This window comes from Ornithinimicrobium panacihumi (genome assembly GCF_052073805.1).
In the GTDB taxonomy this organism is placed as follows: domain Bacteria; phylum Actinomycetota; class Actinomycetes; order Actinomycetales; family Dermatophilaceae; genus Ornithinicoccus; species Ornithinicoccus panacihumi.
The window spans coordinates 1-21,028 of the sequence record NZ_JBQGWG010000015.1 but is presented as its reverse complement, the minus strand read 5'-3'; the positions used below and the strand labels follow the sequence as shown (position 1 = coordinate 21,028).

At 72.5% G+C, this 21,028-nt stretch carries 20 protein-coding genes; 4 read left to right on the top strand and 16 right to left on the bottom strand.

What is annotated here, in order from left to right; genetic code table 11:
- The 3 genes from pdhA to ACTMMA_RS13085 all read right to left on the bottom strand — a co-directional run bounded on the left by pdhA (position 1) and on the right by ACTMMA_RS13085 (position 2,527).
- Positions 1-1,188 (bottom strand): pyruvate dehydrogenase (acetyl-transferring) E1 component subunit alpha, encoded by a 1,188-nt coding sequence (gene pdhA, locus ACTMMA_RS13095; protein WP_441190580.1) that lies wholly within the window; start codon positions 1,186-1,188, stop codon positions 1-3.
- A gap of 68 nt (positions 1,189-1,256) precedes the next feature.
- A complete protein-coding gene (locus tag ACTMMA_RS13090) occupies positions 1,257-2,147 on the bottom strand; it encodes a dienelactone hydrolase family protein (protein WP_441190579.1) in 891 nt (296 codons plus the stop codon).
- The gene (locus tag ACTMMA_RS13085) at positions 2,144-2,527 is read right to left on the bottom strand and encodes a phage holin family protein (RefSeq protein ID WP_441190578.1); all 384 of its coding nucleotides are present in this window, start codon (positions 2,525-2,527) and stop codon (positions 2,144-2,146) included. Before ACTMMA_RS13085 ends, ACTMMA_RS13090 begins: the two co-directional genes overlap by 4 nt.
- Positions 2,528-2,581: 54 nt before the next feature.
- Here ACTMMA_RS13085 and hisC point away from each other — a divergent pair, with 54 nt between their 5' ends.
- Both hisC and ACTMMA_RS13075 read left to right on the top strand, forming a co-directional pair.
- Positions 2,582-3,676, top strand: coding sequence for a histidinol-phosphate transaminase (hisC, locus tag ACTMMA_RS13080; RefSeq protein WP_441190577.1), 1,095 nt, complete (start codon positions 2,582-2,584; stop codon positions 3,674-3,676).
- A gap of 4 nt (positions 3,677-3,680) precedes the next feature.
- Complete coding sequence (locus tag ACTMMA_RS13075) at positions 3,681-4,091, top strand: hypothetical protein (protein ID WP_441190576.1); 411 nt, start codon at positions 3,681-3,683, stop codon at positions 4,089-4,091.
- 37 nt (positions 4,092-4,128) lie between these two features.
- Here ACTMMA_RS13075 and ACTMMA_RS13070 read toward each other — a convergent pair whose 3' ends face one another.
- The 12 genes from ACTMMA_RS13070 to ACTMMA_RS13015 form a co-directional block, all read right to left on the bottom strand.
- Entirely contained in the window at positions 4,129-4,362 is a 234-nt protein-coding gene (locus ACTMMA_RS13070; protein WP_441190575.1) for an RNA-binding S4 domain-containing protein, read from the bottom strand.
- A complete protein-coding gene (locus tag ACTMMA_RS13065) occupies positions 4,359-4,670 on the bottom strand; it encodes a GNAT family N-acetyltransferase (protein ID WP_441190574.1) in 312 nt (103 codons plus the stop codon). The genes ACTMMA_RS13070 and ACTMMA_RS13065 overlap by 4 nt, the downstream gene beginning before the upstream one ends.
- A gap of 18 nt (positions 4,671-4,688) precedes the next feature.
- Positions 4,689-5,498 carry a CPBP family intramembrane glutamic endopeptidase gene (locus tag ACTMMA_RS13060; RefSeq protein ID WP_441190573.1) on the bottom strand — a complete coding sequence of 270 codons (810 nt, stop codon included), beginning with the start codon at positions 5,496-5,498 and terminating at the stop codon, positions 4,689-4,691.
- 31 nt (positions 5,499-5,529) lie between these two features.
- The gene (locus tag ACTMMA_RS13055) at positions 5,530-6,159 is read right to left on the bottom strand and encodes a hypothetical protein (RefSeq protein WP_441190572.1); all 630 of its coding nucleotides are present in this window, start codon (positions 6,157-6,159) and stop codon (positions 5,530-5,532) included.
- A 1-nt stretch (position 6,160) separates the two neighbouring features.
- Complete coding sequence (locus ACTMMA_RS13050) at positions 6,161-8,662, bottom strand: hypothetical protein (RefSeq protein WP_441190571.1); 2,502 nt, start codon at positions 8,660-8,662, stop codon at positions 6,161-6,163.
- Positions 8,659-10,461, bottom strand: a complete 1,803-nt coding sequence (locus tag ACTMMA_RS13045; protein ID WP_441190570.1) for an ABC transporter ATP-binding protein — start codon at positions 10,459-10,461, stop codon at positions 8,659-8,661. The genes ACTMMA_RS13050 and ACTMMA_RS13045 overlap by 4 nt, the downstream gene beginning before the upstream one ends.
- Positions 10,462-10,464: 3 nt before the next feature.
- Positions 10,465-11,649 carry a glycosyltransferase family 4 protein gene (locus ACTMMA_RS13040; protein ID WP_441190569.1) on the bottom strand — a complete coding sequence of 395 codons (1,185 nt, stop codon included), beginning with the start codon at positions 11,647-11,649 and terminating at the stop codon, positions 10,465-10,467.
- 1 nt (position 11,650) lies between these two features.
- Complete coding sequence (locus tag ACTMMA_RS13035; protein ID WP_441190568.1) at positions 11,651-13,024, bottom strand: glycosyltransferase; 1,374 nt, start codon at positions 13,022-13,024, stop codon at positions 11,651-11,653.
- Positions 13,011-14,297 carry a glycosyltransferase family protein gene (locus tag ACTMMA_RS13030; RefSeq protein ID WP_441190567.1) on the bottom strand — a complete coding sequence of 429 codons (1,287 nt, stop codon included), beginning with the start codon at positions 14,295-14,297 and terminating at the stop codon, positions 13,011-13,013. The genes ACTMMA_RS13035 and ACTMMA_RS13030 overlap by 14 nt, the downstream gene beginning before the upstream one ends.
- 198 nt (positions 14,298-14,495) lie before the next feature.
- Positions 14,496-15,176 carry a response regulator transcription factor gene (locus ACTMMA_RS13025; protein WP_441190566.1) on the bottom strand — a complete coding sequence of 227 codons (681 nt, stop codon included), beginning with the start codon at positions 15,174-15,176 and terminating at the stop codon, positions 14,496-14,498.
- Between the two features lie 5 nt (positions 15,177-15,181).
- Positions 15,182-16,663 carry a sensor histidine kinase gene (locus ACTMMA_RS13020; protein WP_441190565.1) on the bottom strand — a complete coding sequence of 494 codons (1,482 nt, stop codon included), beginning with the start codon at positions 16,661-16,663 and terminating at the stop codon, positions 15,182-15,184.
- Positions 16,660-17,715, bottom strand: a complete 1,056-nt coding sequence (locus ACTMMA_RS13015; protein WP_441190564.1) for a DUF2891 family protein — start codon at positions 17,713-17,715, stop codon at positions 16,660-16,662. Before ACTMMA_RS13015 ends, ACTMMA_RS13020 begins: the two co-directional genes overlap by 4 nt.
- A gap of 24 nt (positions 17,716-17,739) precedes the next feature.
- Between ACTMMA_RS13015 and ACTMMA_RS13010 the strand changes: the two genes are divergently transcribed.
- A complete protein-coding gene (locus tag ACTMMA_RS13010) occupies positions 17,740-18,528 on the top strand; it encodes a thioesterase family protein (RefSeq protein ID WP_441190563.1) in 789 nt (262 codons plus the stop codon).
- 35 nt (positions 18,529-18,563) lie between these two features.
- On the opposite strand, the gene ACTMMA_RS13005 is transcribed toward ACTMMA_RS13010, so the two are convergent.
- The gene (locus ACTMMA_RS13005; protein WP_441190562.1) at positions 18,564-19,343 is read right to left on the bottom strand and encodes a Fic family protein; all 780 of its coding nucleotides are present in this window, start codon (positions 19,341-19,343) and stop codon (positions 18,564-18,566) included.
- A gap of 126 nt (positions 19,344-19,469) precedes the next feature.
- On the opposite strand from ACTMMA_RS13005, the gene ACTMMA_RS13000 reads away from it, so the two are divergent.
- The gene (locus ACTMMA_RS13000; protein ID WP_441190229.1) at positions 19,470-20,876 is read left to right on the top strand and encodes an IS1380 family transposase; all 1,407 of its coding nucleotides are present in this window, start codon (positions 19,470-19,472) and stop codon (positions 20,874-20,876) included.
- Positions 20,877-21,028 lie beyond the last annotated feature (152 nt).

Below are 21,028 nucleotides of genomic sequence, written 5' to 3'. Positions count from 1 at the left end.
TCAGTCCTCGAACCCGGCGTGGTAGGCCGCGAACTCGGCGGCCTCTCGCTCGACCAGCGGGTGAGCATCGACGTAGACGTGCTGGAACATCTCCTCGTGGGGCGGGTTCGGCATCGTCTGGCAGGCGTGGCGGATCCGCTTGGCCAGCTCGTCGGCCTCGGTCTCGATCCCCTCGACCCAGGCCTCGTCGATGATCCCCTCGGCCGAGAGGTACTTCTTCATCCGGTCGATCGGGTCCTTGGCCTTCCACAGGTCGACCTCGGCGGAGATGCGGTACTTCGTCGGGTCGTCGGAGGTCGTGTGCGCACCCATCCGGTAGGTGAAGGCCTCGATCAGCGTCGGCCCCTGCCCGCCCCGGGCGCGCTCGAGCGCCGCGCGGGTCACGGCATACGAGGCGAGGACGTCGTTGCCGTCCACCCGCACGCCCGGCATGCCGAAGCCGTCGGCCCGGCGGTAGGGCGGGATGACGAACTGGCGGTCGTTGGGCTCGGAGATCGCCCAGTGGTTGTTCTGCACGAAGAAGACGATCGGGGCGTTGGCGACCGCGGCGAAGACCAGCGCCTCGTTGTAGTCACCCTGGCTCGTGCCGCCGTCACCGGTGAAGGCCATCACCGCGGTGTCGCGCTCGGGGTCGCCGGTGGCGTAGTCGCCGTCGCGCTGGACACCCATCGCGTAGCCGACGCCGTGCAGCATCTGGTTGCCGATGACGATCGTGTAGAGGTGGAAGTTGTTCTCGTTGGAGTCCCAGCCACCGTGGTTGACCCCGCGGAACATGCCCAGCAGGTTCTCCGGGTCCACGCCCTTGCACCAGGCCACGCCGTGCTCGCGGTAGCCGGGGAAGGCATAGTCCTGCGGACGCATCGCCCGCCCGGCGCCCACCTGCGCAGCCTCCTGCCCCAGCAGGCTCGGCCACAGCCCCAGCTCACCCTGACGCTGCAGCGCGAAGCCCTCGGCGTCGAAGCGGCGCACCAGGATCAGGTCCCGCAGCATCCCCTTCATCGCCTCGCCGTCAAGATCTTCCAGGTATGCGGCATAGGGGCTGTTCACGTCCGTCACCGGGACCCGGGTTCCGTCGGCGGCCAGGAACTGGACCATCTCAGGACCGCCGTCGGTGATGTCCCGCTGCGGCGGCTCGTGGCTGGCAGGGCTCTCCGGCGCGGCGGACCGCGCGACTTCCTCGTCGCTCAACGCAAGGCTCCTTCATTCACGGCCCCGGCGGGGCCGTCTCGTGATGGTGGTGGTCTCCGGACGTCAGGCTACCTGCCGTCCACGGAAGGTCGAACTTCGGAAGGGATGGTCGGGGAAGCGAGGGCCTCGGAAGGAAGGACCCCGGAAGGGAGGACCCCGGAAGGGAGGACCCCGGAAGGGAGGACCCCGGAAGGGAGGACCTCGGACAGGAAGGCGACGGTCTGCTCCCACGCGCGGGCTCCCGCCTCCGCGTGGTGGAACATCGGGTGGGGATTGTCGAAGGCGTGGTCGGCGCCCTCGTGCAGCTCGAAGCGGACCTGGTCGCGGCTGCCGCCGGCGGTGACCGCCTCGCGGATCTTCTCGACCTGGTCCATCGGGATGTAGCTGTCCGAGGTGCCGAAGTGGTGCAGGCTCGGGCAGTCGACGGACCCGGCCAGCTCCAGCAGGTCCGGCAGCGCCGAGCCGTAGTAGGAGACCAGCGCGGTCACGGGCACGCCGGCCTGGGCCGCCGAGGCGGCGACATTGAAGGCCAGGCCGCCGCCGAAGCAGAAGCCGAGCAGACCGACGCCGTCCTGGTCCACGCCGGCCATCCGCGCCAGCTCGTCGCGGGCCGCCAGCCCGTCGCGGACCGCCTGGGCCCAGTCAACCTGGCCGACGAGCTCCATGGCGCGGGGCATGAAGTCCTCGCCCGCGGCGTCGGCGGGCGTCTCGACCACGGGGGCCTGCTCGCCCTGGGGGACGAGACGCGCGTAGACCGCCGGCGCGAGCACCGCATACCCCCGCGCCGCGAGGTCTTCGCAGCGGGACCGGACGAACTCGTTGAGCCCGAAGATCTCCTGGAAGACCACGAGACCGGGGACCGGACGGCCGTCCTCGGTGCCCTCCGGCAGCCAGAGCAGGCCGGGCAGCGGGCCGTCGGCGGTGTGGATCTGGTGCTCCACGGGGGCGGGCAGGCTCATCGGCGTTCCTTGCCGTCGGGCAGGACGAGGTCGGTCACCACGCCCACCGCGGAGATGATCAGCGCGCCGAGCACGGCGTCCCAGAGGAAGCTCTCGACGTGGAAGTCCAGGCCGAGCGCCCCGGAGAGCCAGGAGGTCAGCGACAGCATGATCGCGTTGATCACGAAGAGGAACAGGCCCAGGCTGACGATGACCAGCGGCAGGGACAGCAGCTTCAGGACCGGCTTGACGATGGCGTTGAGCACGCCGAAGACGACAGCGACCAGGACGACGGTCAGCGCCAGCTGGGTGCCCTCGCCACCGAAAGAGATGCCGTCGACGAGGATCGCGGCGACCCACAGGGCCAGCGCGTTGGCCAGGATGGAGAGGATGAGCTTCATACCCCCATGGTGGCACGCTCCACCCACGAGCCTCGGGTCACTACAGTGGCGCCCATGAGCGATGCGCCCTCCAGCCCCGTCCGTCTGCGGTCCACCCTCGCGGGCGTGCCCGCCTACGCGCCGGGCAAGCCCGCCGAGCCGATCGAGGGGCTGACCTCCTACAAGATCTCCTCCAACGAGAATCCCTACCCGCCGCTGCCGGCGGTGCTGGAGGCGGTCCGGGCCGCAGCCACCGACATCAACCGCTATCCCGACATGGGCGTCACCGAGCTGACCGCCGCCCTGGCCGAGCGTTTCGAGGTGCCCACGACGCACCTGGCGACCGGCACCGGCAGCGTGGCCGTGCTGGCCCAGCTGATGGCGATCACCTGCGACGCGGGCGACGAGGTCATCTACGCCTGGCGTTCCTTCGAGGCCTACCCGATCGTGGTCGCGCTGGCCGGGGCCACCTCGGTGCAGGTGCCGCTGGACGCCGACTTCCGCCACGACCTGGACGCCATGGCCGCGGCGATCACCGACCGCACCCGCCTGATCCTGGTCTGCACCCCCAACAACCCCACCGGCCCCACCGTCGGCGAGGACGAGCTGCGGGCCTTCCTGGCCAAGGTGCGCCAGGACGTGCTGGTCGTCATCGACGAGGCCTACCTGGAGTTCACCACCGCCGAGGACGTGCCCGACGCGCTGGCACTCTACCGCGAGTTCCCCAACGTGGCCGTGCTCCGCACCTTCTCCAAGGCCTACGGCCTGGCCGGCCTGCGGGTGGGCTATGCCGTGGCCCAGGAGGAGGTCGCCACCGCGCTGCGCAAGGCCGCGACCCCGTTCGGCGTCAGCGACCTCGCCCAGCGCGCGGCCGTGACCAGCCTGGACGCCTTCGACGAGCTCGAGGTCCGCGTCAAGGAGCTGGTGACCGAGCGCGAGCGCGTCGTGGCCGGCCTGCGCGACCAGGGCTGGCAGGTCCCGGACGCGCAGGGCAACTTCCTGTGGCTGCCGCTGGGCGACGACGCCGTCCCCTTCGCCCAGGCCTGCCAGGCCCGCGGGCTGACGGTGCGGCCGTTCGCCGGCGACGGCGTGCGCTGCACGATCGCCGAGACCGAGGCCAACGACCGCCTGCTGGGCATCTGCTCCGAGTGGCTGGCCAGCCGGGACTGAGCCGATGACCCTCTCCCCGCGCGGCTCCAGCGCGATCCCCAACGGCAACCGCAACAAGGCGCTGCTGATGATGCTGATGTCCGGGCCGCTGGCCTGGGTGTCCGGCCTGTGGTTCGCCTCGGAGACGCCGATGACCGAGGGCATCGCGCCGCGGGTGATCTCGATCGTGGCTCTGGCGGTGCTGACCGTGCCGGCCCAGCTCATCGGGGGCCGCGCGTCCCATCCGTGGATGATGGCGTTGGCGGGCACCTTCGGCCTGGCCCTGCCCTGGTGGCTCAACCTGGCCCTCAACAACCCCGGCGAGGGTGGCCTGGTGCTGGCCCGGATGATCGTGCTGATCCTCGTCGCCCTGGCCGCGGCCTACGCCGCGGCCTGGCTGACCCGTTACAGCTCCCGCCGGTGGGCCGACGCCTGACGTCCCGGCGCCGCCCGCACCGACTCACCGGCCGCGGTCAGCCGCCCGTCGACCCTGTCTCGACGATGATCTGCTCGCCGGCGTACTCCACGACCTGCCCGGGGCGGATCTGGGTGCCGCGGCGCACCACGACCTCGCCGTCCACGAGCACCTCGCCGTTCTCCACGACCATGCGCGCCATCGCACCGTCGCCGACGAGGTTGGCCAGCTTGAGCAGCTGCCCCAGGCGGATGGACCCGTCCCGGATCTCGACGGTGTGCGGTGCCGTCACGACTCCTCGTCCTCGGCCGTGAGCGAGGGCTCCAGCAGACCCCGGTGCTCGGGGTGCCGGTCGACATAGGCCTGGACGTAGGAGCAGGTCGGGCGGGCCTTGAGCTTGTTGGCGCGCACCACGGCCAGGGCCTCCTCGACGAGCTTGCCGCCGATGCCCTGGCCCTGCTGGTCGGGCTCGACGATCGTGTGCTGGAGGTCGACGGTGGAGCCGTGGGTGTCGTAGGACAGCCGTCCCACGACCTCTCCCCCGAGCATCGCCTCGAAGCGGGACTCGGCCGGCCTGTGCACCACGGTGACTTCGCTCATGCCCACAACACTAACGGCTCACAGCCAGCTGATCCGGTCGGCGAGGAGCGCGTAGCCGACGAAGGCGACGATGTCGACGAGGGCGTGCATCACCACCAGCGGCATCACCCGGCGGGTCCGGGTGTAGGCCCAGCCCAGCACCAGGCCCATCACGACATTGCCGACGAACCCGCCGAAGCCCTGGTAGACGTGGTAGGTCCCCCGGATCAACGCCGAGGTGAGGATGATCGTCGCGGTCGACCAGCCCGCCTGCGCCCACCGGGTAAAGAGATAGCCGACCATGACCACCTCCTCGAGCACGGCGTTCTGCACCGAGGCCAGCACGAGCACGGGCACCGCCCACCACACGGCCTCCAGGTCGGCGGCGGCGATCGAGGTGTTGAGGCCCAGCTCGCGGGCGGCGAGGTAGAAGGCCAGCCCGGGCAGGCCGATCGCTGCCGCCAGCCCCAGCCCGTGGAGGATGTCACGGCCGGGCCGGCGCAGGTCGAACCCCACGGCGCGGGCCGCACCCCGTGCCGATCCGACCGAGGCCCCCGCGTCCCTGGCCAGCAGGTGCAGGGCGAGCAGGACGGGCACCAGGGCCAGCCCGATGCCCGCGAGCTGGTAGGCCAGGTCGAGCCAAGGACGGTCCGGGGTCACGCTGGAGTTCATCGTCGTCGTCTGGGCGGACAACGGGGCCTCGTAGGTCAGCTTGCGGATGATCGACAGCACCGCCCAGACCGCCGAGGCACCCAGGCTGACACCGAGGACCAGGACGGTCTCGGTCAGCAGGGTGCGTCGGGGCAGCGTCGTCGGGAGGACGACCAAGGAGGAGGACGGCGCGAGCACCTTCCCACGCTACTGCGGGGACGGCGGACCGTCAGTCGTCCCAGTCGTCGTCATCCCAGTCGTCATCCCAGTCGTCGTCGTCGCACTCTTCCCACTCGTCGTCGTCCCAGCACATGCCGGGCGGGTTGACGGGGACCGGCGCGGGAGCCGGCGGAGGGGCCGGGGCGGGCTGGTTGGCCCTGGCCTCGCGCGCGGCGCGCTCCTGGGCGGCCTTCTCCGCCGCGGCCTTCTCGGCGGCAGCCTTCTCGGCGGCAGCCTTCTCGGCGGCCCTCTCCTTGGCCGCGCGGACCGCAGCCAGGCGCTCCTCGTAGGCGGCGTCACCGGCGATGGCGAGCTCGTCGGTCGCCGACCGCACGCCTTCGCGCAGCTCGTTCAGCGCCCGCTCGGCGGCGGCCACCTCGGCCACCTCGGCGTTCAGCGCGTCGCTGCGGTCCCGCAGCTGGCGGGCCCGGTCGGTCGCCTGGGGGTGGCCACCCTCGGCAGCGCCGACGGTGCCGCCCTGAGCACCATCGCCGGGGACCTCGACACCGACGACGACGCCGGCGGTCTCCTGGCGGGCGACGGCGGTCGCGTCGAACCACAACCAGGCCGCGAGCACGCCGACGAGCACGAGGACCAGCGCGGAGCTGATCATCTTCATCGCAGAACCAAGGCCGGACATGTCATCCAGTGTGACCGGTGGGGAGGAGACCAGGGTGAGAGGAAGATGAGAAAACTCTCATGAAAGCCTCCGACCACCCCTGCCCCGCCCAGTCCAGGACGAGCTCGCGCCAGCGTGGGCGGTAGGCGTAGATGGCCACCAGCCGGGCCCGGGTCGCCAGGCCCGCCAGCTCCCAGGAGAGCTCGTCCCGCCCGTCGAGTCCCGCTGCGGCCGCGTCACCACGCAGCGCGACGCGGTGGGCCCGGTCGACCACGACCTCCCCCTCGGCCGCGGTCCAGACCCCCTGGGCGACCCGCAGGTCGGCGTGGACCGCCAGGTTGGCGGGGTCCAGCACCGGCGGTGCCAGGCAGGCCGTGTCGAGGTCGAGCACGGACAGCTCGGTGCCGTCCCAGAGGAGCTGCTTGTCGTGCAGGTCGCGGTGGGTCGGCACCAGCGCGTGCCCCTCCTGCTCCGCCCGCCGGTGGGCCTCGTCCAGGAGGCTGGCGACCTCTTCCAGCCGGGTCGGCCAGGGGGTCCCGGCCAGCAGCGGCGCGACCTTGGCGGCCCAGTCCCGCAGGCCGTCCGCCTCGTCGGCCCAGGTGTGCACCCCCAACCCCAGGCCGGTATGCGGCAGCGCCTGGAAGCTGCTCCACGCACCTTCCCAGCGCGTCCAGGCCGCGTCCCAGCCGCGTGAGCCGGAGAGGTCGTGGAGGGGCCGGCCGGGGACAGTCTCGAGATGGAGGACGTCGCCGTCGACGGACAGCACCCGGGGCGCCCGCAGCCCGGCCCGCCCGGCCAGCGACTGCCCGACCGTGCCGGCCTCGGCGACCTGCGCAGCACGACCTCGACGGACGACCTTGGCGTAGGACGCGTCCAGCCGGACCACCGCCCGACGGCCGGGGCGGTGCACGACCAGCTCGCCCTGATCGGCCAGGTCCCGCAGGCCGGGCAGCCCGCTGTCCTCACCGAAGGGCAGCATGGTGACCGTCCCGTCGCTGGCCCACGTCCCGGCACGGAGCCGTCCCTGCCCGTCGCGGCCCTCGACGGCGACGTGCACCAGGGGCGCTGCCCCGTCCAGGCCACGCCCGTTCTTGGGGGCTCTCCCCGGCCACGCCCGCCCCACCACGATCCGGTCGCCGGCCGCGAGGACGACGTCGGGCACCCTGACGTCCAGCGCCGTCGCGGCCAGCAGCAGCCGGCGGGTGCGCTCCCGCCAGTCGGGGCCCTGCCCGCGCCAGTGCTGCATCGACCGCCCCAGCAGGGACGCCATCACCCACGGGGTGAGGTCGGTGGGCGCACGCCCGCCGAGATAGCCGTCGAGGACCAGATCAGCAACGGCGCCGGGGTCGGTGCTGCGGGCGAGATCGGAGCCGGGCACGTGGTCGACGATCCCGGCGGCGACCACCGAGGCGAGATCGAGCTCGCGGGGCGCCAGCGTGGCCCGGTCGAAGTCGGTCAGCAGCGTGCCGTGCGGCCCCTGCAGGCACTGGTCCAACGAGAAGTCGCCGTGCGAGACGACCAGCGGGCCGTCTGCGACGTTGACCCTGGCCTCGAGGACGTGGCGCGCCTGCTCGGCGAGCAGCACGAGGTCCGCGGCGTCGCCGTCGAGCCTGAGCATCTCGAGCAGCTGCTGCACCGACGCGAGCCCGGCCCGGCGCAGCTGGGCCCAGCCCGTGCGGGGCAGCTCGGGCAGCGTGGCCGGATCGAGGGAGTGCAGGTGGCGCAGGTGGGCCCCGATGGCGCGGAGGGCCGACGGCTCGCGCAGGGACGACGCGTCCTCGCCGGGCACCCACGGCCAGCTGGAGATGCGACGCCGGTCCACGGGCTGCTGCTCCAGCGGCGTGACCACGGGCACCCCTTGGTCACGGAGCGCACGCGTCAGGCGGGTCAGGCGGGAGCGGTGCCCGTCGGTGGTGATGCGGTGCACGACGTCGCCGTCGCGCACCACCAGACGCCTCCCGGGGTTGTAGCGCAGCACGAGATGGCCGGCCCCCGTCCCGGCCCCCGCGGCCGATGCCGGTATCGATGCCGGTGCCGATGCCCATGCCGGTGCCGATGCCCCCGATGCCGATATCGATGCCGGGAGCATCTCCAGCTCTCGCGCCAGGCGAAGGTCGGCCCGGACCGGACCCCAGAGCACGAGCACGTCCTCCCCCTCCAGCACGGTCTCGCCGGCGGCGAGCTCGTCCGGCCCAGTCTCGCCGGCGGCGAGCTCGGCCGGCCCATTCTTGTCGGCCCCGAGCTCGTCCGGCCCGGGGCGGCACCGGTCCTGGGCGGCCCGGACCTTGTCCGCCTTGAGCCGGGCCTGCCCCTGCAGCGTGCGCACCCAGCCCCGGACCGTGCCCTCGGCGTGCGCTCCGCCGGACCGGGCCAGCAGCGCGGCGACGTGGGTGACTGCGGGCTTGGGGCGGATCCGCACGGCACGGACCGGCTCGCCGACGAGGTCGCTGAGCCGGTCGGCGTCCAGGATCAGCGCCAGACCCGCATCGGACCCGGCAACGGGCCTGGGATCTGTGCGGCTCATCGCGTCCCCTGCTTGCGGCCGGCCCCGGGACCGTCCAGCTCCTCCTCCAGCACCCGCTCCAGCGGGGCCTGGTCCGCGGGGCCGTCCCAGGTGACCCGACCGCCCTCGAGGACGACGACGCGGTCGGCCCGGCGGGCGGTCTCGGCCTCGTGGGTCACGATCACGCAGGTCCGCCCCTCGGCGAGCGCGACGATGGCGTCGTTGACCAGCTCGGCGTTGTCGGGGTCGAGCCCGGTCGTGGGCTCGTCCAGGAGCAGGACGGGTGCGTCGCGCAGGAACGCCCGCGCCAGCGAGATCCGCTGCCGCTGCCCGCCGGAGAGGGTCGAGCCACGCTCCCCCACCCGGGTCTGCAGGCCCTCGGGCATCCGGTCGACGAACTCGTCCACCCGCGCCAGCCGCACGGCCCGCTCCAGGTGCAGGGGTGAGGCGTCCGGCCGGCCCTGGCGGATGTTCTCCTCGATCGTCCCGGCGAAGATCACCGCGTCCTGCTGGACGAGCGCGAGCCGGGAGCGGAGGTCGGCCAGGTCGACGTCGCGCACGTCGGTGCCGTCCAGCCGCACGGCCCCGCCCTGGGGGTCGATGAGCCGCAGCAGCAACGAGACGATCGTCGACTTGCCGGACCCGGAGGGGCCGACGAGGGCGAGGGTCTGCCCGGCGGGGACGGTGAGGTCCAGCTCCCGCAGCACGGGCACCCCGGGCTCGAACTCGACCCGGACCTGCTCCAGCTCCAGCTCTCCGCGGACGGAACGCAGGGGTATGGGGTTGCTCGGCGAGGTGATCTCCGGCTCCACGTCGAGCAGGTCGGCGACCCGCTCCCCCGAGGCGGTGGCGCGGGCGACGCGGCCGGTGTACTTGGCCAGGTCGCGCAGGGGCTTCATCGAGGTCTTCAGGTAAGTCAGGAAGATGACGAGGTCGCCGGGCGTCATCGCGCCGCTGAGCACCCGGGAGCCCCCCAGGAAGAGGACGGCCGCGGTGGCGATCCCCACGAGGACGTCGGTGCGGCGCTCGAGGCCGGCGGCGAGACGACGGGCCTTCACCCCGTCCTGCAGGGACTTGGAGTTGGAGCCCTGGAAGTGCTGCGAGCGCTGCGCCTCCATCCCGTAGGCCTGCACGTGGGTCATCGCCGAGAGGGTCTCCTGGGCGATGTTGGCCAGGTCGCCCTCGCTCTTGCGGGTCTTGCGGGAGGCGACGGTGATCTTGCCGGTGCTCTTGCGGGACAGCAGCCAGAAGGAGAGGACCGCGGCCAGCACGATGAGCGCCAGCACCGGGTCCAGCCAGGTCATCACGCCGACCATCGCCAGGAGGGTGAAGATGTTGACGACCAGCGGCATCCCGGCGGTGACCGCGACCTCCTGGAGGCGGCCGACGTCGGCGACGAGGCGCTGGACGACGTCACCGGTGCGGACGGTGCCGTGATAGCTGCGCGACAGGGTCTGGATGTGGTCGAAGGCCCGGGCGCGCAGGGCGGTGGCGATCCGCGACCCGGCCAGGGCGAAGGCGACCGTGGCCAGGAAGTTGCTCAGCGCCCGGAAGCCGATGATCGAGATCGTGGCCAGCGCGCAGGCCAGCAGGAGCTGGGTGGTGGCGACCGGCCCACCGTCGGCCAGGTCGGCCCCCAGGCTGCGGGTGACCGCGTCGACGACCAGCTTGGTGGGCCAGGGCTCGAGCACCCTGAAGACGACCTCGAGGAGCATGACGAACCCACCGCCGGCCAGCACCATGCGCTGTCCGGGCAGGTGGGGACGCAGCAGCCCCAGCGTGCGCCGCAGCGCCGAGGCCTGGACCTTCTCCGACGCCATCGGTCAGCGCACCCCCGCGGGGGCATCGGGGGCGTGGGTGGCGATGCCGCATACCGTGGCCTCCAGGACCTGGTCCCAGGAGTGGTGCTCGACCATCCGGCGGCGGGCGGCGGCGCCGAGGTCGGCGCTGCGGGCGGGGTCGGTGACGAGCGCGTCGATCGCGGCGGCCAGCGCGGCCGGGTCGGAGGGCGGGACGAGCAGCCCGGTGACACCCTCCTCGACGACCGCCGGGATCTGACCGATGCGCGAGGCCACGACGGGGAGTGCGGCGGCGGCGTACTCGTAGACCTTCAGCGGGCTGAAGTAGTGGTCGCCGGACTCCGGGTAGGGCGCGACGGCGACCATCGCCCCGTCCAGGGCCGCCGGGACCGCTTCCGGGACGACCGCGCCGACGAGGTCGACGTCCAGGTCGTGCTCGGCGACGAGCGCCTCGATCGCCCCGAGCTGCGGGCCGTCGCCGATGAGACGCAGGCGCCACGGGGCCTGGGCGAGGCGACGGGCCTCGAGGAGGTCCTCGACGCCGTGCCAGGGCTTGAGCGTGCCGACGAAGACGACGACGGGGTCACCGCTCGGGTCGGGGCTGACCGGGCGGACGCGGTCGGTGTTGACCCCGTTGGGCACGACGGTGACCTGCGGGTCTGCGGCGGCGGGGACCCTCGCACGGACCCAGGCGGCGACCGGCTCGGAGACGCAGGCGACCACGTCGGCGGCGGCGAGCTGGTCGCGCAGGATCTCGTCGGCGCCCGTCTCGTCGACCAGGACGCGGTGGGTGCGCTGCTCGTCGATGAGGGGCGCGTTGACCTCCAGGACCCCCGGCACGGAGAGTGCCTCGGCGGCGGTGGCGAGGACGTCGGAGAAGAGGGAGTAGCGCTCGTAGACCAGGTCGGGACCGAGCTCGACGACCAGCTCGGCCAGCCGGGCCGCGGCGGCGCGCTGGGCCTGCTCCCGCTGCGCCGGCTCCATGCCCTTGCCGCCGACCTTGACGACGTGCACGGGCAGGTCGGCCAGGTCCTCGGGGACAGCGTCCCCGGCGCGGACGGCGAAGACCTCGACGTGGGCGCCCCGGTTGCGCCAGGCGCGGACGATCTCCTGGATGTGGACGCTGGCGCCCTTGGTGCCGAAGACCGGGATCCCGGGGTCGGCGCACACGTAGGCGACGGTTCGGGGGGATGTGGTGCGCTCGGTCATCTCAGACCACCTCCAGCTCGCGGGCGGACGTCTGCTCGCCGGCCGAGCCCCGCCCGCTGGCCGAGCCCTGCGCGCTGGCCGAGCCCTGCCCGCTGGCGGGAGACTGCTCCAGGGCGCGGAGCAGACCGACCTGTCGGCGGGTGTCGAAGTCGTGCTCGATCGTCATGCGGGCGGCGCGGGCGATCTCCTGGCGCGGCCAGAAGGGGTCGGCCACCTGACGGAGGGCCGTGGCGAGGCGCTCGGAGAGCCCGTCCCGCTCGCAGGACAGGAGGATCCCGGTGGCCGGCCCGTCGGCGCTGGCCGGGTGGATGGCCTCGGGGATGCCGGTGACGTCGGTGGCGATGCAGGGCACGCCGCTGGCCATGGCCTCCAGGATCACCGTGGGCAGCCCGTCGGCGTTGCCGTCCGCGCCGACGACGCACGGGGCGACGAGCACGTCGGCCCAGGCCAGCTGCTCGACCAGCTCGGCCTGGCTCAGCGAGCCGAGGAACTGGACGGTGCCGTCGGCGGCCAGGTCATGCTCGGCCACGAGGCCGCGCAGCAGCGCCTCCTGATCCCCGTCACCGACGAGGCGGACCTGCACGGAGAGCGCGTCGTCGGAGGGCGAGGTGCCCGAGAGCAGAGCGACGGCCTCGACGAGGTGGTCGAAGCCCTTCTTCTCCACGAGCCGGCCGACGGCCAGCACCTTCAGCGGGGCAGAGCCGGTCTCGCCGGCCGCAGGACCCTCGGGGTCGCGGTAGGGGAAGCGCGGCAGGTCCAGCCCGTTGCGGACCAGGGCGGTCTTGCCGGGGTCGACGCCGATCCGCCCGGCCAGGAAGCGGGCGTTGTAGTCGCTGATCGCGATCACGTTGGTCGCCCGGTCGAGGATCTCGCGCAGGAGCACGCCGTCGACGTCGTCGTGGAAGATGTCCTTGGCGTGGGTGGTGACGGTGAAGGGGATGTCGGTCAGCGCCGAGGCCACGGCGGCGCACGCGGCGGCCACGTTGGCGAAGTGCACGTGCAGGTGGGTGATGCCGTCGCGGCGGATGCGCAGGGCCAGCTCGACGGCCTGGGCCGCGTCCGAGGGCCCCATTCGCACTAGCATGCCCATGACCGAGCCGAGGCGGGCCCCGAAGTCGGGGATCTCCTCGTGGGCGCGGCCGAAGAGCTCCCACTCCCCCGCCAGCCGGTGCGGGCGCGACAGGTGGGTCACGTTGGCCCGGACCTGGGCCAACTGCGGGTGGAAGCGCGGGTCGGTCGTGGGGCGCAGGGCGTAGATGGCCAGGTCCTCGCCCGCGGCCTCGCGGGCCAGGATCTCGGTGACCACGAAGGTCTCGGAGAAGCGGGGATAGACCTTGACGACATAGCCGATCCGGGGGGTCTCAGACTGCGACATCGATGGACTCCTCTCGCGCGGTCAGGACCGCGGCAGGGGCAGGGACGGGGGCGACCGGCGACACGGTCTGCCGGGATGAGTGGGGGCCGGCGACCGGTGACACGGCCTGTCCGGCCGCGAGCTCGGCGCCACGTCGACCGACGGCCTCCAGGCCGGCCAGGTCGAGGGCCCCGCGGTCGACGCGACGCTCGACGGCGGCGGTCCACCACGAGGTGAGCGCGCCGGGGGTCAGGTCGTCCGCGCGCAGCATCTCGGCCATGCCGAGGGCGGCCAGGCCGCGGGCCCGGATGAGCTGCTCCTGGCGCGGCTTCTCCCGCGGGACGAAGAGCGCGGGCACGTCGGTGGCCATGGTCTCGCAGACGGTGTTGTAGCCGGCCATGGACACCGAGGCGGAGGCGTCGCGGATCAGACCGGCGGCGTCGGGCACGGAGCGGACGACGCGGGTGCGGGGCGAGGCCGCCTCGACGACCGCCTGGTAGTCGGCCTCGGGCATCTGCGGGCCGGTGAGGAGCACGTGGCGGTAGCCCTCGGGCACCTCCGCCACCGCCGCCGCGGCGCACAGGGCCAGGCCGTCGCTGCCGCCGCCGACCGTGGTCACGATGTAGGGCCGCTCGGGCTCGATGCCCAGCGGGTCCTCGACCCGACCCTTGGCCAGGTAGCCCTGGAAGGTCACCAGGTCGGCCAGTTCCCCGGGCAGCTCGCCGGTGGTGCGCAGGTCGTGGACGTGGGGGTCGCCGTAGACCCAGATCTCGTCGAAGAGCTCGCGGACGAGCGTGGCCGGCGTGGCCGCCCACTCGGCCTGCACGGCCTCGGGCTGGTCCAGGACCTCGCGAAGACCGAGGACGACATGGGCGCCGGGTGCGTGCTGGCGCAGATGGGTCAGGCCGGCCTCCAGCTCACGGCCCACGCCGAGGGCGTGGCGGTCGACGACGACCAGGTCGGGGGTGAAGCGGCGGAACGTGGCCCGGACGATCTCCCCGCGCAGCGAGGTCAGGTCGGCCATCCCGATGCCCAGGTGCCGCGGGCCGTAGCCCGCCGTGCCCTTGCCGATCGCCGGGAGGGTGACCACGTCGAAGCCCTGCGGGGTCGACATCCCGTCGGCCCCGTCGACCCCGTTGACGAGCAGCCCGGTGACCTCGCGGCCGGTGAGCTCGGGCACCCGGTCCGACAGTGCGCGTGCCAGCGCACGGTTCCTGCGGAAGTGCCCCAGTCCCTGGGAGTCGTGCGAGTAGAACACGACCTGCATCGGCTTCCCGGTCGTGGTCGCGACCATGGCTGCCCCCTCTCGTCCGTGTCTGCCGGGCGGCTGACGAGAGAGGAGTCAACAACCGCTGGATGAGCCGTCGATGACAGTTCGATGAGACTGCTCTCATGAAGCGCCCCACGTCAGCGGGCTGCGGGGCGGGCCGGCGCGAGGGGGTGCGGCACCGTCAGAGGGGTGCGACGACTGAACAGGCGCGGTTGCCGCGGATCAGTGCTCGAAGCGGTAGCCGACGCCCCGGACGGTGCTGATGCGGTCCGGGCCCAGCTTGGCGCGGAGGTAGCGGACGTAGACGTCGACGACGTTGGAGCTGCCGGTCACCTCGTAGCCCCACACCCGGTCCATGAGCTGCTCGCGCGAGAGCACCTGGCCGGCGTGCTCCATGAGCTCGCGCGCGAGGGTGAACTCACGGGTGGACAGCTCGACCGGCTTCCCCCCGACCGCGGCGGTGCGCGCACCGATGTCCAGCACGACGCCACCGGCCTCGAGCTGGTCGCCGCCGCTGCCTCCGGAGCCGTGCAGGGCCTCGGCATGACGGAGCCGGACGCGCACGCGCGCCAGCAGCTCCTCCACCCTGAAGGGCTTGGCCAGGTAGTCGTCGGCGCCGCTCTCCAGTCCGCTCACGGTGTCCTCGACGGAGTCCCGCGCGGTGCACATGATGATCTGCACCGGCTCCTCCATGGTGCGCAGCATCCGCAGCACGGTGAAGCCGTCCATCCGGGGCAGACCGACGTCGAGCACGACGAGGTCGACGCCGCCCCCGGTGGCGACCTCCAGCGCGGACAGGCCGTCCCCGACGACCGTGGTGCGATAGCCCGCACCCCGCAAACCGCGCTCGATCACCCGGGCGATGCCCTCTTCGTCCTCCGCGATCAGGATGTGGTGGGCCATGCGCCTCAATCTCTCACGCCGGGCGCCTGGCTCGGCAGCCAGACGGTGAAGATCGACCCGACGCCCTCCAGGGACTCGATGGTCACGGCACCCCCGTGGGCCCTGGCGATGACGTCGACGATGGCCAGCCCCAGCCCGAAGCCCTCCTTGCCCTCGACGTTCTCGGCGCGACCGAACCGGGCCAGCACGGTGTCCACCTGCCCCTCGGGGATGCCCTGGCCCTGGTCCCGGACGGCCACGGCCAGATAGCGCGGCGCCGGCCCGGCGCCGGCCTCGCGCGCCCGGGAGGACTCGGGCGCGCCCTCCTCGACCCATCGGGTGGACAGCTCGATCTGGGTGCCGGGCTCGCTGAACTTCACCGCGTTGGCAGCCAGTTGGATCACCGCCTGGGTGATCCGTTGCTGGTCGACCTCCACCGTCCCCTCGGCGTCGGCCCGCAGACGCCAGGCGCGGTCGCCCAGGGCGGTGATCCGCTCCATCGCCTCCAGCGCCAGCTCGGTGACGTCCGTGGGCGCCCGCGTGACGAAGTCGGGCCGTTGGGAGCGCGCCAGCATGAGCAGGTCGTCGACGAGGCGACGCATCCGGTCGACCTCGGCGAGGATCAGCTCCTTGCTGGACGCCACGTCATCGGGGTCGTCGGGGCTCATCAGCTCGGTGTTGCCCCGGATGATCGTCAGCGGCGTGCGCAGCTCGTGGGCCGCGTCGTCGAGGAACTGCCGCTGCTCCTGCACCCCGGCGTCGAGCCGGTCGAGCATGCCGTTGAACCGCATGGCCAGCTCGGCCACGTCGGTGTCCTCACGGTCGACCTCGAGCCGCCGGGAGAGATTCTCGGTGCTGATCTCGGCGGTGGCCTCGCGCAGCTCACGCAACGGCTGGAGCAGGCGCCGGAGCACGAGATTGCCGAGGACCCCGGCAAGCGCGAGCGTGACCAGCGAGATCACCGCGAAGGTGGTCATCAGCCGGTAGAGCTCGGCCCGCTGACGTCCGACGTCGATCGCGACCACGAAGGTGCCCGACCGGTCCTCCCCCGCCAGCCGCACGTCGGCGGCCAGCACCTGCAGCTCGGTCCCCTGCGTGCGCACGGTGAACAGCCGCGCCCTCCCCTCCGGCACCTCCGTCGTGGCCAGGGCCTGCAGCACGTCCTCGTGGAAGATGTCGAAGCGCCGCTCGCCACCGGAGCGATAGGCAGGCTGCCCGTCCACCAGGCCCATGAGCGCCTCGTCCTCGCCGCTGACGGCCACCGCCAGGAAGGCCTGGAAGAGTGCGGCCACGTCGTCGTAGGGCCGACCGTCGAGGTTGGGCCCGGCCTCCGCGATCTCCTGGAGCTCGGCGACCTCCTGGTTGAGCTCGGCCTCGATGCGCTCGTTGAGGAGGGTGTACTGCACCACGAAGGTGACCACACCGCTCACGAGCAGACCGAAGGCCATCAGACCCACCATGAGTAGCAGCAGCCGCTCGCGCACGGTCCGACCCCGGGGCAGCCTCATCGCAGCTCTCCGCAGGCGAGCAGCCCGAAGGAGACCAGCCAGTGCGTGGCCATGAAGTGCCCCTCGGTGATCGCCTCCACCACCGCAGACTCCTGCACGTCCGCCCCCGCCCGCAGGCGGGCGACGACGTCGGGCCGGGCCCCGGCACCCCCTGCGGCGTCGGCGAGCTCGCGCAGCTGCCAGGCCCGTGACAACGCCAGCCCGAGGAGGTGGGCGTACTGCCCATCCTCGGGGTCGACCACCTCCGGCGGCGCGAGCAGGTGCCCGTGCCGCCCTTCGCCCAGCCCCGGCAGGAAGCGGTCGAGCCACCCGGCGAAGTCCGTCGGCGCCAGCACCCGCCGCATCAGCACCGCCTCGGTCAGCGCGGGCGAGAGGAAGTCGGTGCCGCCCGGCTCCCACGCGGTCGGCGCCTCCACGTCGTCGCCGAACCACGTCAGCGCCCGCTCGCGGCAGGCCGTCACCACGTCCTCCCGCCCCAGCCGCCCGTAGGCGTCGATCAGCAGCGTCAGGGCGAAGGCATCGTTCTGGTGCTTGCCGTGCCGCACCGGATAGGTCTGCCGGGGCAGCCACGCCAGCACGAGCTCGGCGACCAGGTCGACCAGGGGCTCCACGGCCGCCGCCCACCCGGGAGCGTCCTCATGCGTCTTCTCGTGCGAGAGCTCCGCGCACGAGGCGCCCAGCTGCGCCGCCCACGCCCAGCCGTAGGGCCGCTCGAAGGAGGGTCGTGCCCTCAGGTAGTCCACCTCCACCGCGACCTTGCCCGGGTCGAGCCGCTCGGAGAGGAGCTCCGCCGCCGCCCGCGCCTCCGCCGCCCCCAGCTCAACCGCATACCCCCGGAGAAGGCGCGTCAGCGACCAGAGCATGTGGACGCAGGAGTGCCAGTCGAGCGAGCCGTGGAAGGCCGGGTGCAGCTCCTCGGGCACCACCCTGGTGTCCTCCGGCCCGGTCACCAGGTGACCAGGGGCCCAGGGGTATGCGGTGCCCGCCGCCTCGCGCGCGACGCGGCTCCAGGCCCTCAGGTCTGGGCCGGCGGCACGGTGCGTGGAGGTCATGGGTCATTACTACACTCCCGAGGCATGACGCGGGACGAGGACCACTACTACGTCGCCCTCGGCGACGGGCGCTACGAGCCGACCCGGCACGCCCAGGGTGCCTGGCAGCCGACCGAGCAGCACATGGCCCCCGCGAGCGGCCTGGTGATGCACGCGCTGGAGCGGCACGACCCGCGGCCGGACCTGCAGTGGTCGCGCGTGAGCTTCGACATCCTGGGGATGATCCACCTGTCCGAGACGACGGTCCGCACCCGCACGCTGCGGCCGGGCCGGACGATCGAGCTGGTCGAGGCGGTCGCCAGGGCCGGCGGCAGGGACGTCATCCGCGCCACCGCCTGGCGGCTGGCCACGAGCGACACCTCGGCGGTCGCCGGGGTGGAGGCGCCGACCCTCCCCTCCCCGGACGGCATGGCGGCCTGGGACGGTATGCGGCACTGGGGCGGGGGCTTCATCACCTCCCTGGACTTCCGCGAGGTGCCGGGCGGACGTCCCGGCCGTCGGGCCGCCTGGGTGCGCACCGAGCACCCGCTGGTCGCGGGCGAGGAGAGCACCGACCTGGCGCGCTGGGTCGGCAAGATCGACACGGCCAATGGTGTGGCGATCCGGCAGGCCCCCACCGAGTGGCTCTTCCCCAACGTCGACCTCACCCTGCACCTGCACCGGACCCCGCGCGGTCCGTGGACCGGCCTGGACACCTCGGTGTCGTGGGGGCCGCACGGCATCGGCCAGACCTCGTCGGTGGCGCACGACGAGCACGGGCCGGTGGGCACGGTGGAGCAGTCGTTGACCATCCGGCGTCGCTCGAACGGGTAAGTTCTCACGACGCCCGGTAGCACGTTGACAGAGTCCTATGGATGTTCGGACCGCGTGAGCACCTCGAGGAACTCGTGGTTGACGAAGAGGACTTCTCGACCAACCTTGACGTCGCTGAGCAGGCCGGCGCCGACCAGTGCGCGAAGCCAGGTCGAGGCGGTCTGCCGTGAGACGTCACAGCGGTCCACCACGGTAGCGATGCGGCAGTAGGGCTGCTCGAAGAGGACATCGAGGAACTGCGCATCGCGGCCGCCCGGAGTCGCGGCCCTGGCCCGGACGGCGATGTCTTCCTGGCACTGACGAATCGCACTGAACTTCTGCAGCGTGGAGTCGGCAGACTCGCGGACGACATCGAGCATGTAGAGCGTCCATTCAGCCCAGGCGCCGTCCTCGGTCACAGCCCGGAGGAGCCGGTAGTAGTCGTTCTTGCGGGCGATGATGGCCCGGGAGAGGTAGAGAATGGGTTCGTCGAGAAGTCCTGCCGAGATGAGCATGAGGATGTTCAGCACCCGGCCCGTGCGACCGTTGCCGTCGTGGAACGGGTGGATCGCCTCGAACTGATAGTGCGCCACCGCCATCCGCACGAGCGGATCGAGCCCGTCGTGGGCGTGGACGAAGTGCTCCCAGGCTGAGAGCTTCTCTCGGATGTTGTCCTGTCCCTCCGGTGGGGCGTAGACGATGCGCCTCGTCGTCGGGTTCGCGATCCTGGTCCCGGGGATGGCCCGGACGCTCATCTCCCGCCCCTGAAGCCGTGAGCAGACGAGCGCGGCGGTCTGAGCTGTCAGCGGTCGATCGCGAATGGCGTCGACGCCCACTAAGCCTGGATCCACCGATCGGGTGAGGGCGTAGGGCGGCGTGGGAAAGCGAGAATGCCCCTCTGAACTGGGAAGATACGACTTGTCTAGAGCACGTATCACCCAAACCGGAAGGGCATCTCGTAGATGCAACTGTCTCACACCCTGCCCGTGGTCTCCGCGACGTTCGACGACCCCAACCTCGTGTCGGCCGCCGGTCTGGTCCCGTTGATGGCGCTGGCCGAGGACGCCGGTCTGCACGCCTTGGGGAATGAGCACCTGAGCGTACCGACCGACAAGGGCTCCAACGCCGGGAGCAAGCTGGCCGCGCTGGTGGCGGGCATGGCCGCCGGTGCGGACAGCATCGAGGACATGGGCCTGCTGCGCCACGGCGCGATGGGCAAGGTCTTCGACCGGCCGTACGCCCCCTCCACCCTCGGCTCGTTCCTGCGCACGTTCACCTTCGGCCACGTCCGCCAGGTCGACGCCGTCGCCTCCCGCTTCACCCTTGCCCTGGCCGAGCGGACCGGGCTGCTCGGCAGGTCCGAGGACACCGGGGCGGTGCTGGTCGACCTGGACGACACCATCATCGAGGTGCACGGGTACGCCAAGCAGGGCGCCGGGTTCGGCTACAGCGGGGTCCGCGGCCTGAACGCGCTGCTGGCGACCGTGTCGACCGAGCAGGTCGCACCGGTCATCGCCGCCCAGCGGCTGCGCAAGGGCTCGGTCGGGTCCTCCCGCGGCGCGGTCCGCCTCGCCACCGATGCCTTGGCCCTGGTGCGGCGCAGCCACCTGGCCGAACGGCCGGTGCTGCTGCGGGCCGACTCCGCGTTCTACTCCGCCGCCCTGGTGGCCACCGCCACCAAGGCCGGGGCGCAGGTCTCGATCACCGTCCGGCTGGACCCCGCGGTCAAGCGCGCCATCGCCGCCATCGAGGAGGACACGTGGACCACCATCAGGTACACCGACGCCATCTACGACGAGGCCACCGGAAGATGGGTCTCACGCGCCGAGATCGCCGAGATCGACTACACCGCGTTCACCTCGGCCAAGAAGTCCGAGCAGGCCACCGGGCGGCTGGTGGTCCGCCGCATCCCCGACCTGAACCCCAAGGCCAAGACCGGGCAGGCCTCGCTGTTCGACACCTACCGCTTCCACGCCTTCTTCACCACCACGCCAGCCGCCGAGCGGGACACCGTGACCGCCGACCAGGTCCACCGGGGCCATGCGGTCATCGAGAACGTCCACGCCGACCTCAAGGCCTCGGCCCTGGCGCACCTGCCGTCAGGGGTGTTCACCGCCAACGCCGTCTGGCTCGTCGCCGCGACCATGGCGTTCAACCTCACCCGCGCCGCCGCCACCCTCACGGACAACCCGCGCCTGGTCCGGGCGACCACGCCCTCGATCCGGCGCAAGCTGATCAACCTGCCCGCCCGCATCGCCTCCTCCGCCCGACGCCTGCACCTGCACCTGCCCCGCGACTGGCCATGGCAGGACGCGTGGACCGCGCTGCACACCGCCGTCCGCCCCGGCCGGGCCGCCGCACCCGCCTGACCCCAACCCCAGTACCGACGAGCAGGAACCCCAGTGGAAAGGCCGGGCAGACCGGCAGCTCCCACCTGCCCTCACCGACACCGAAGCTGCGCGCGTCCTCCGGGCCGTCTACATCGCCGATCTCACCAGCTCATCGGTGGATCGAGGCTAAG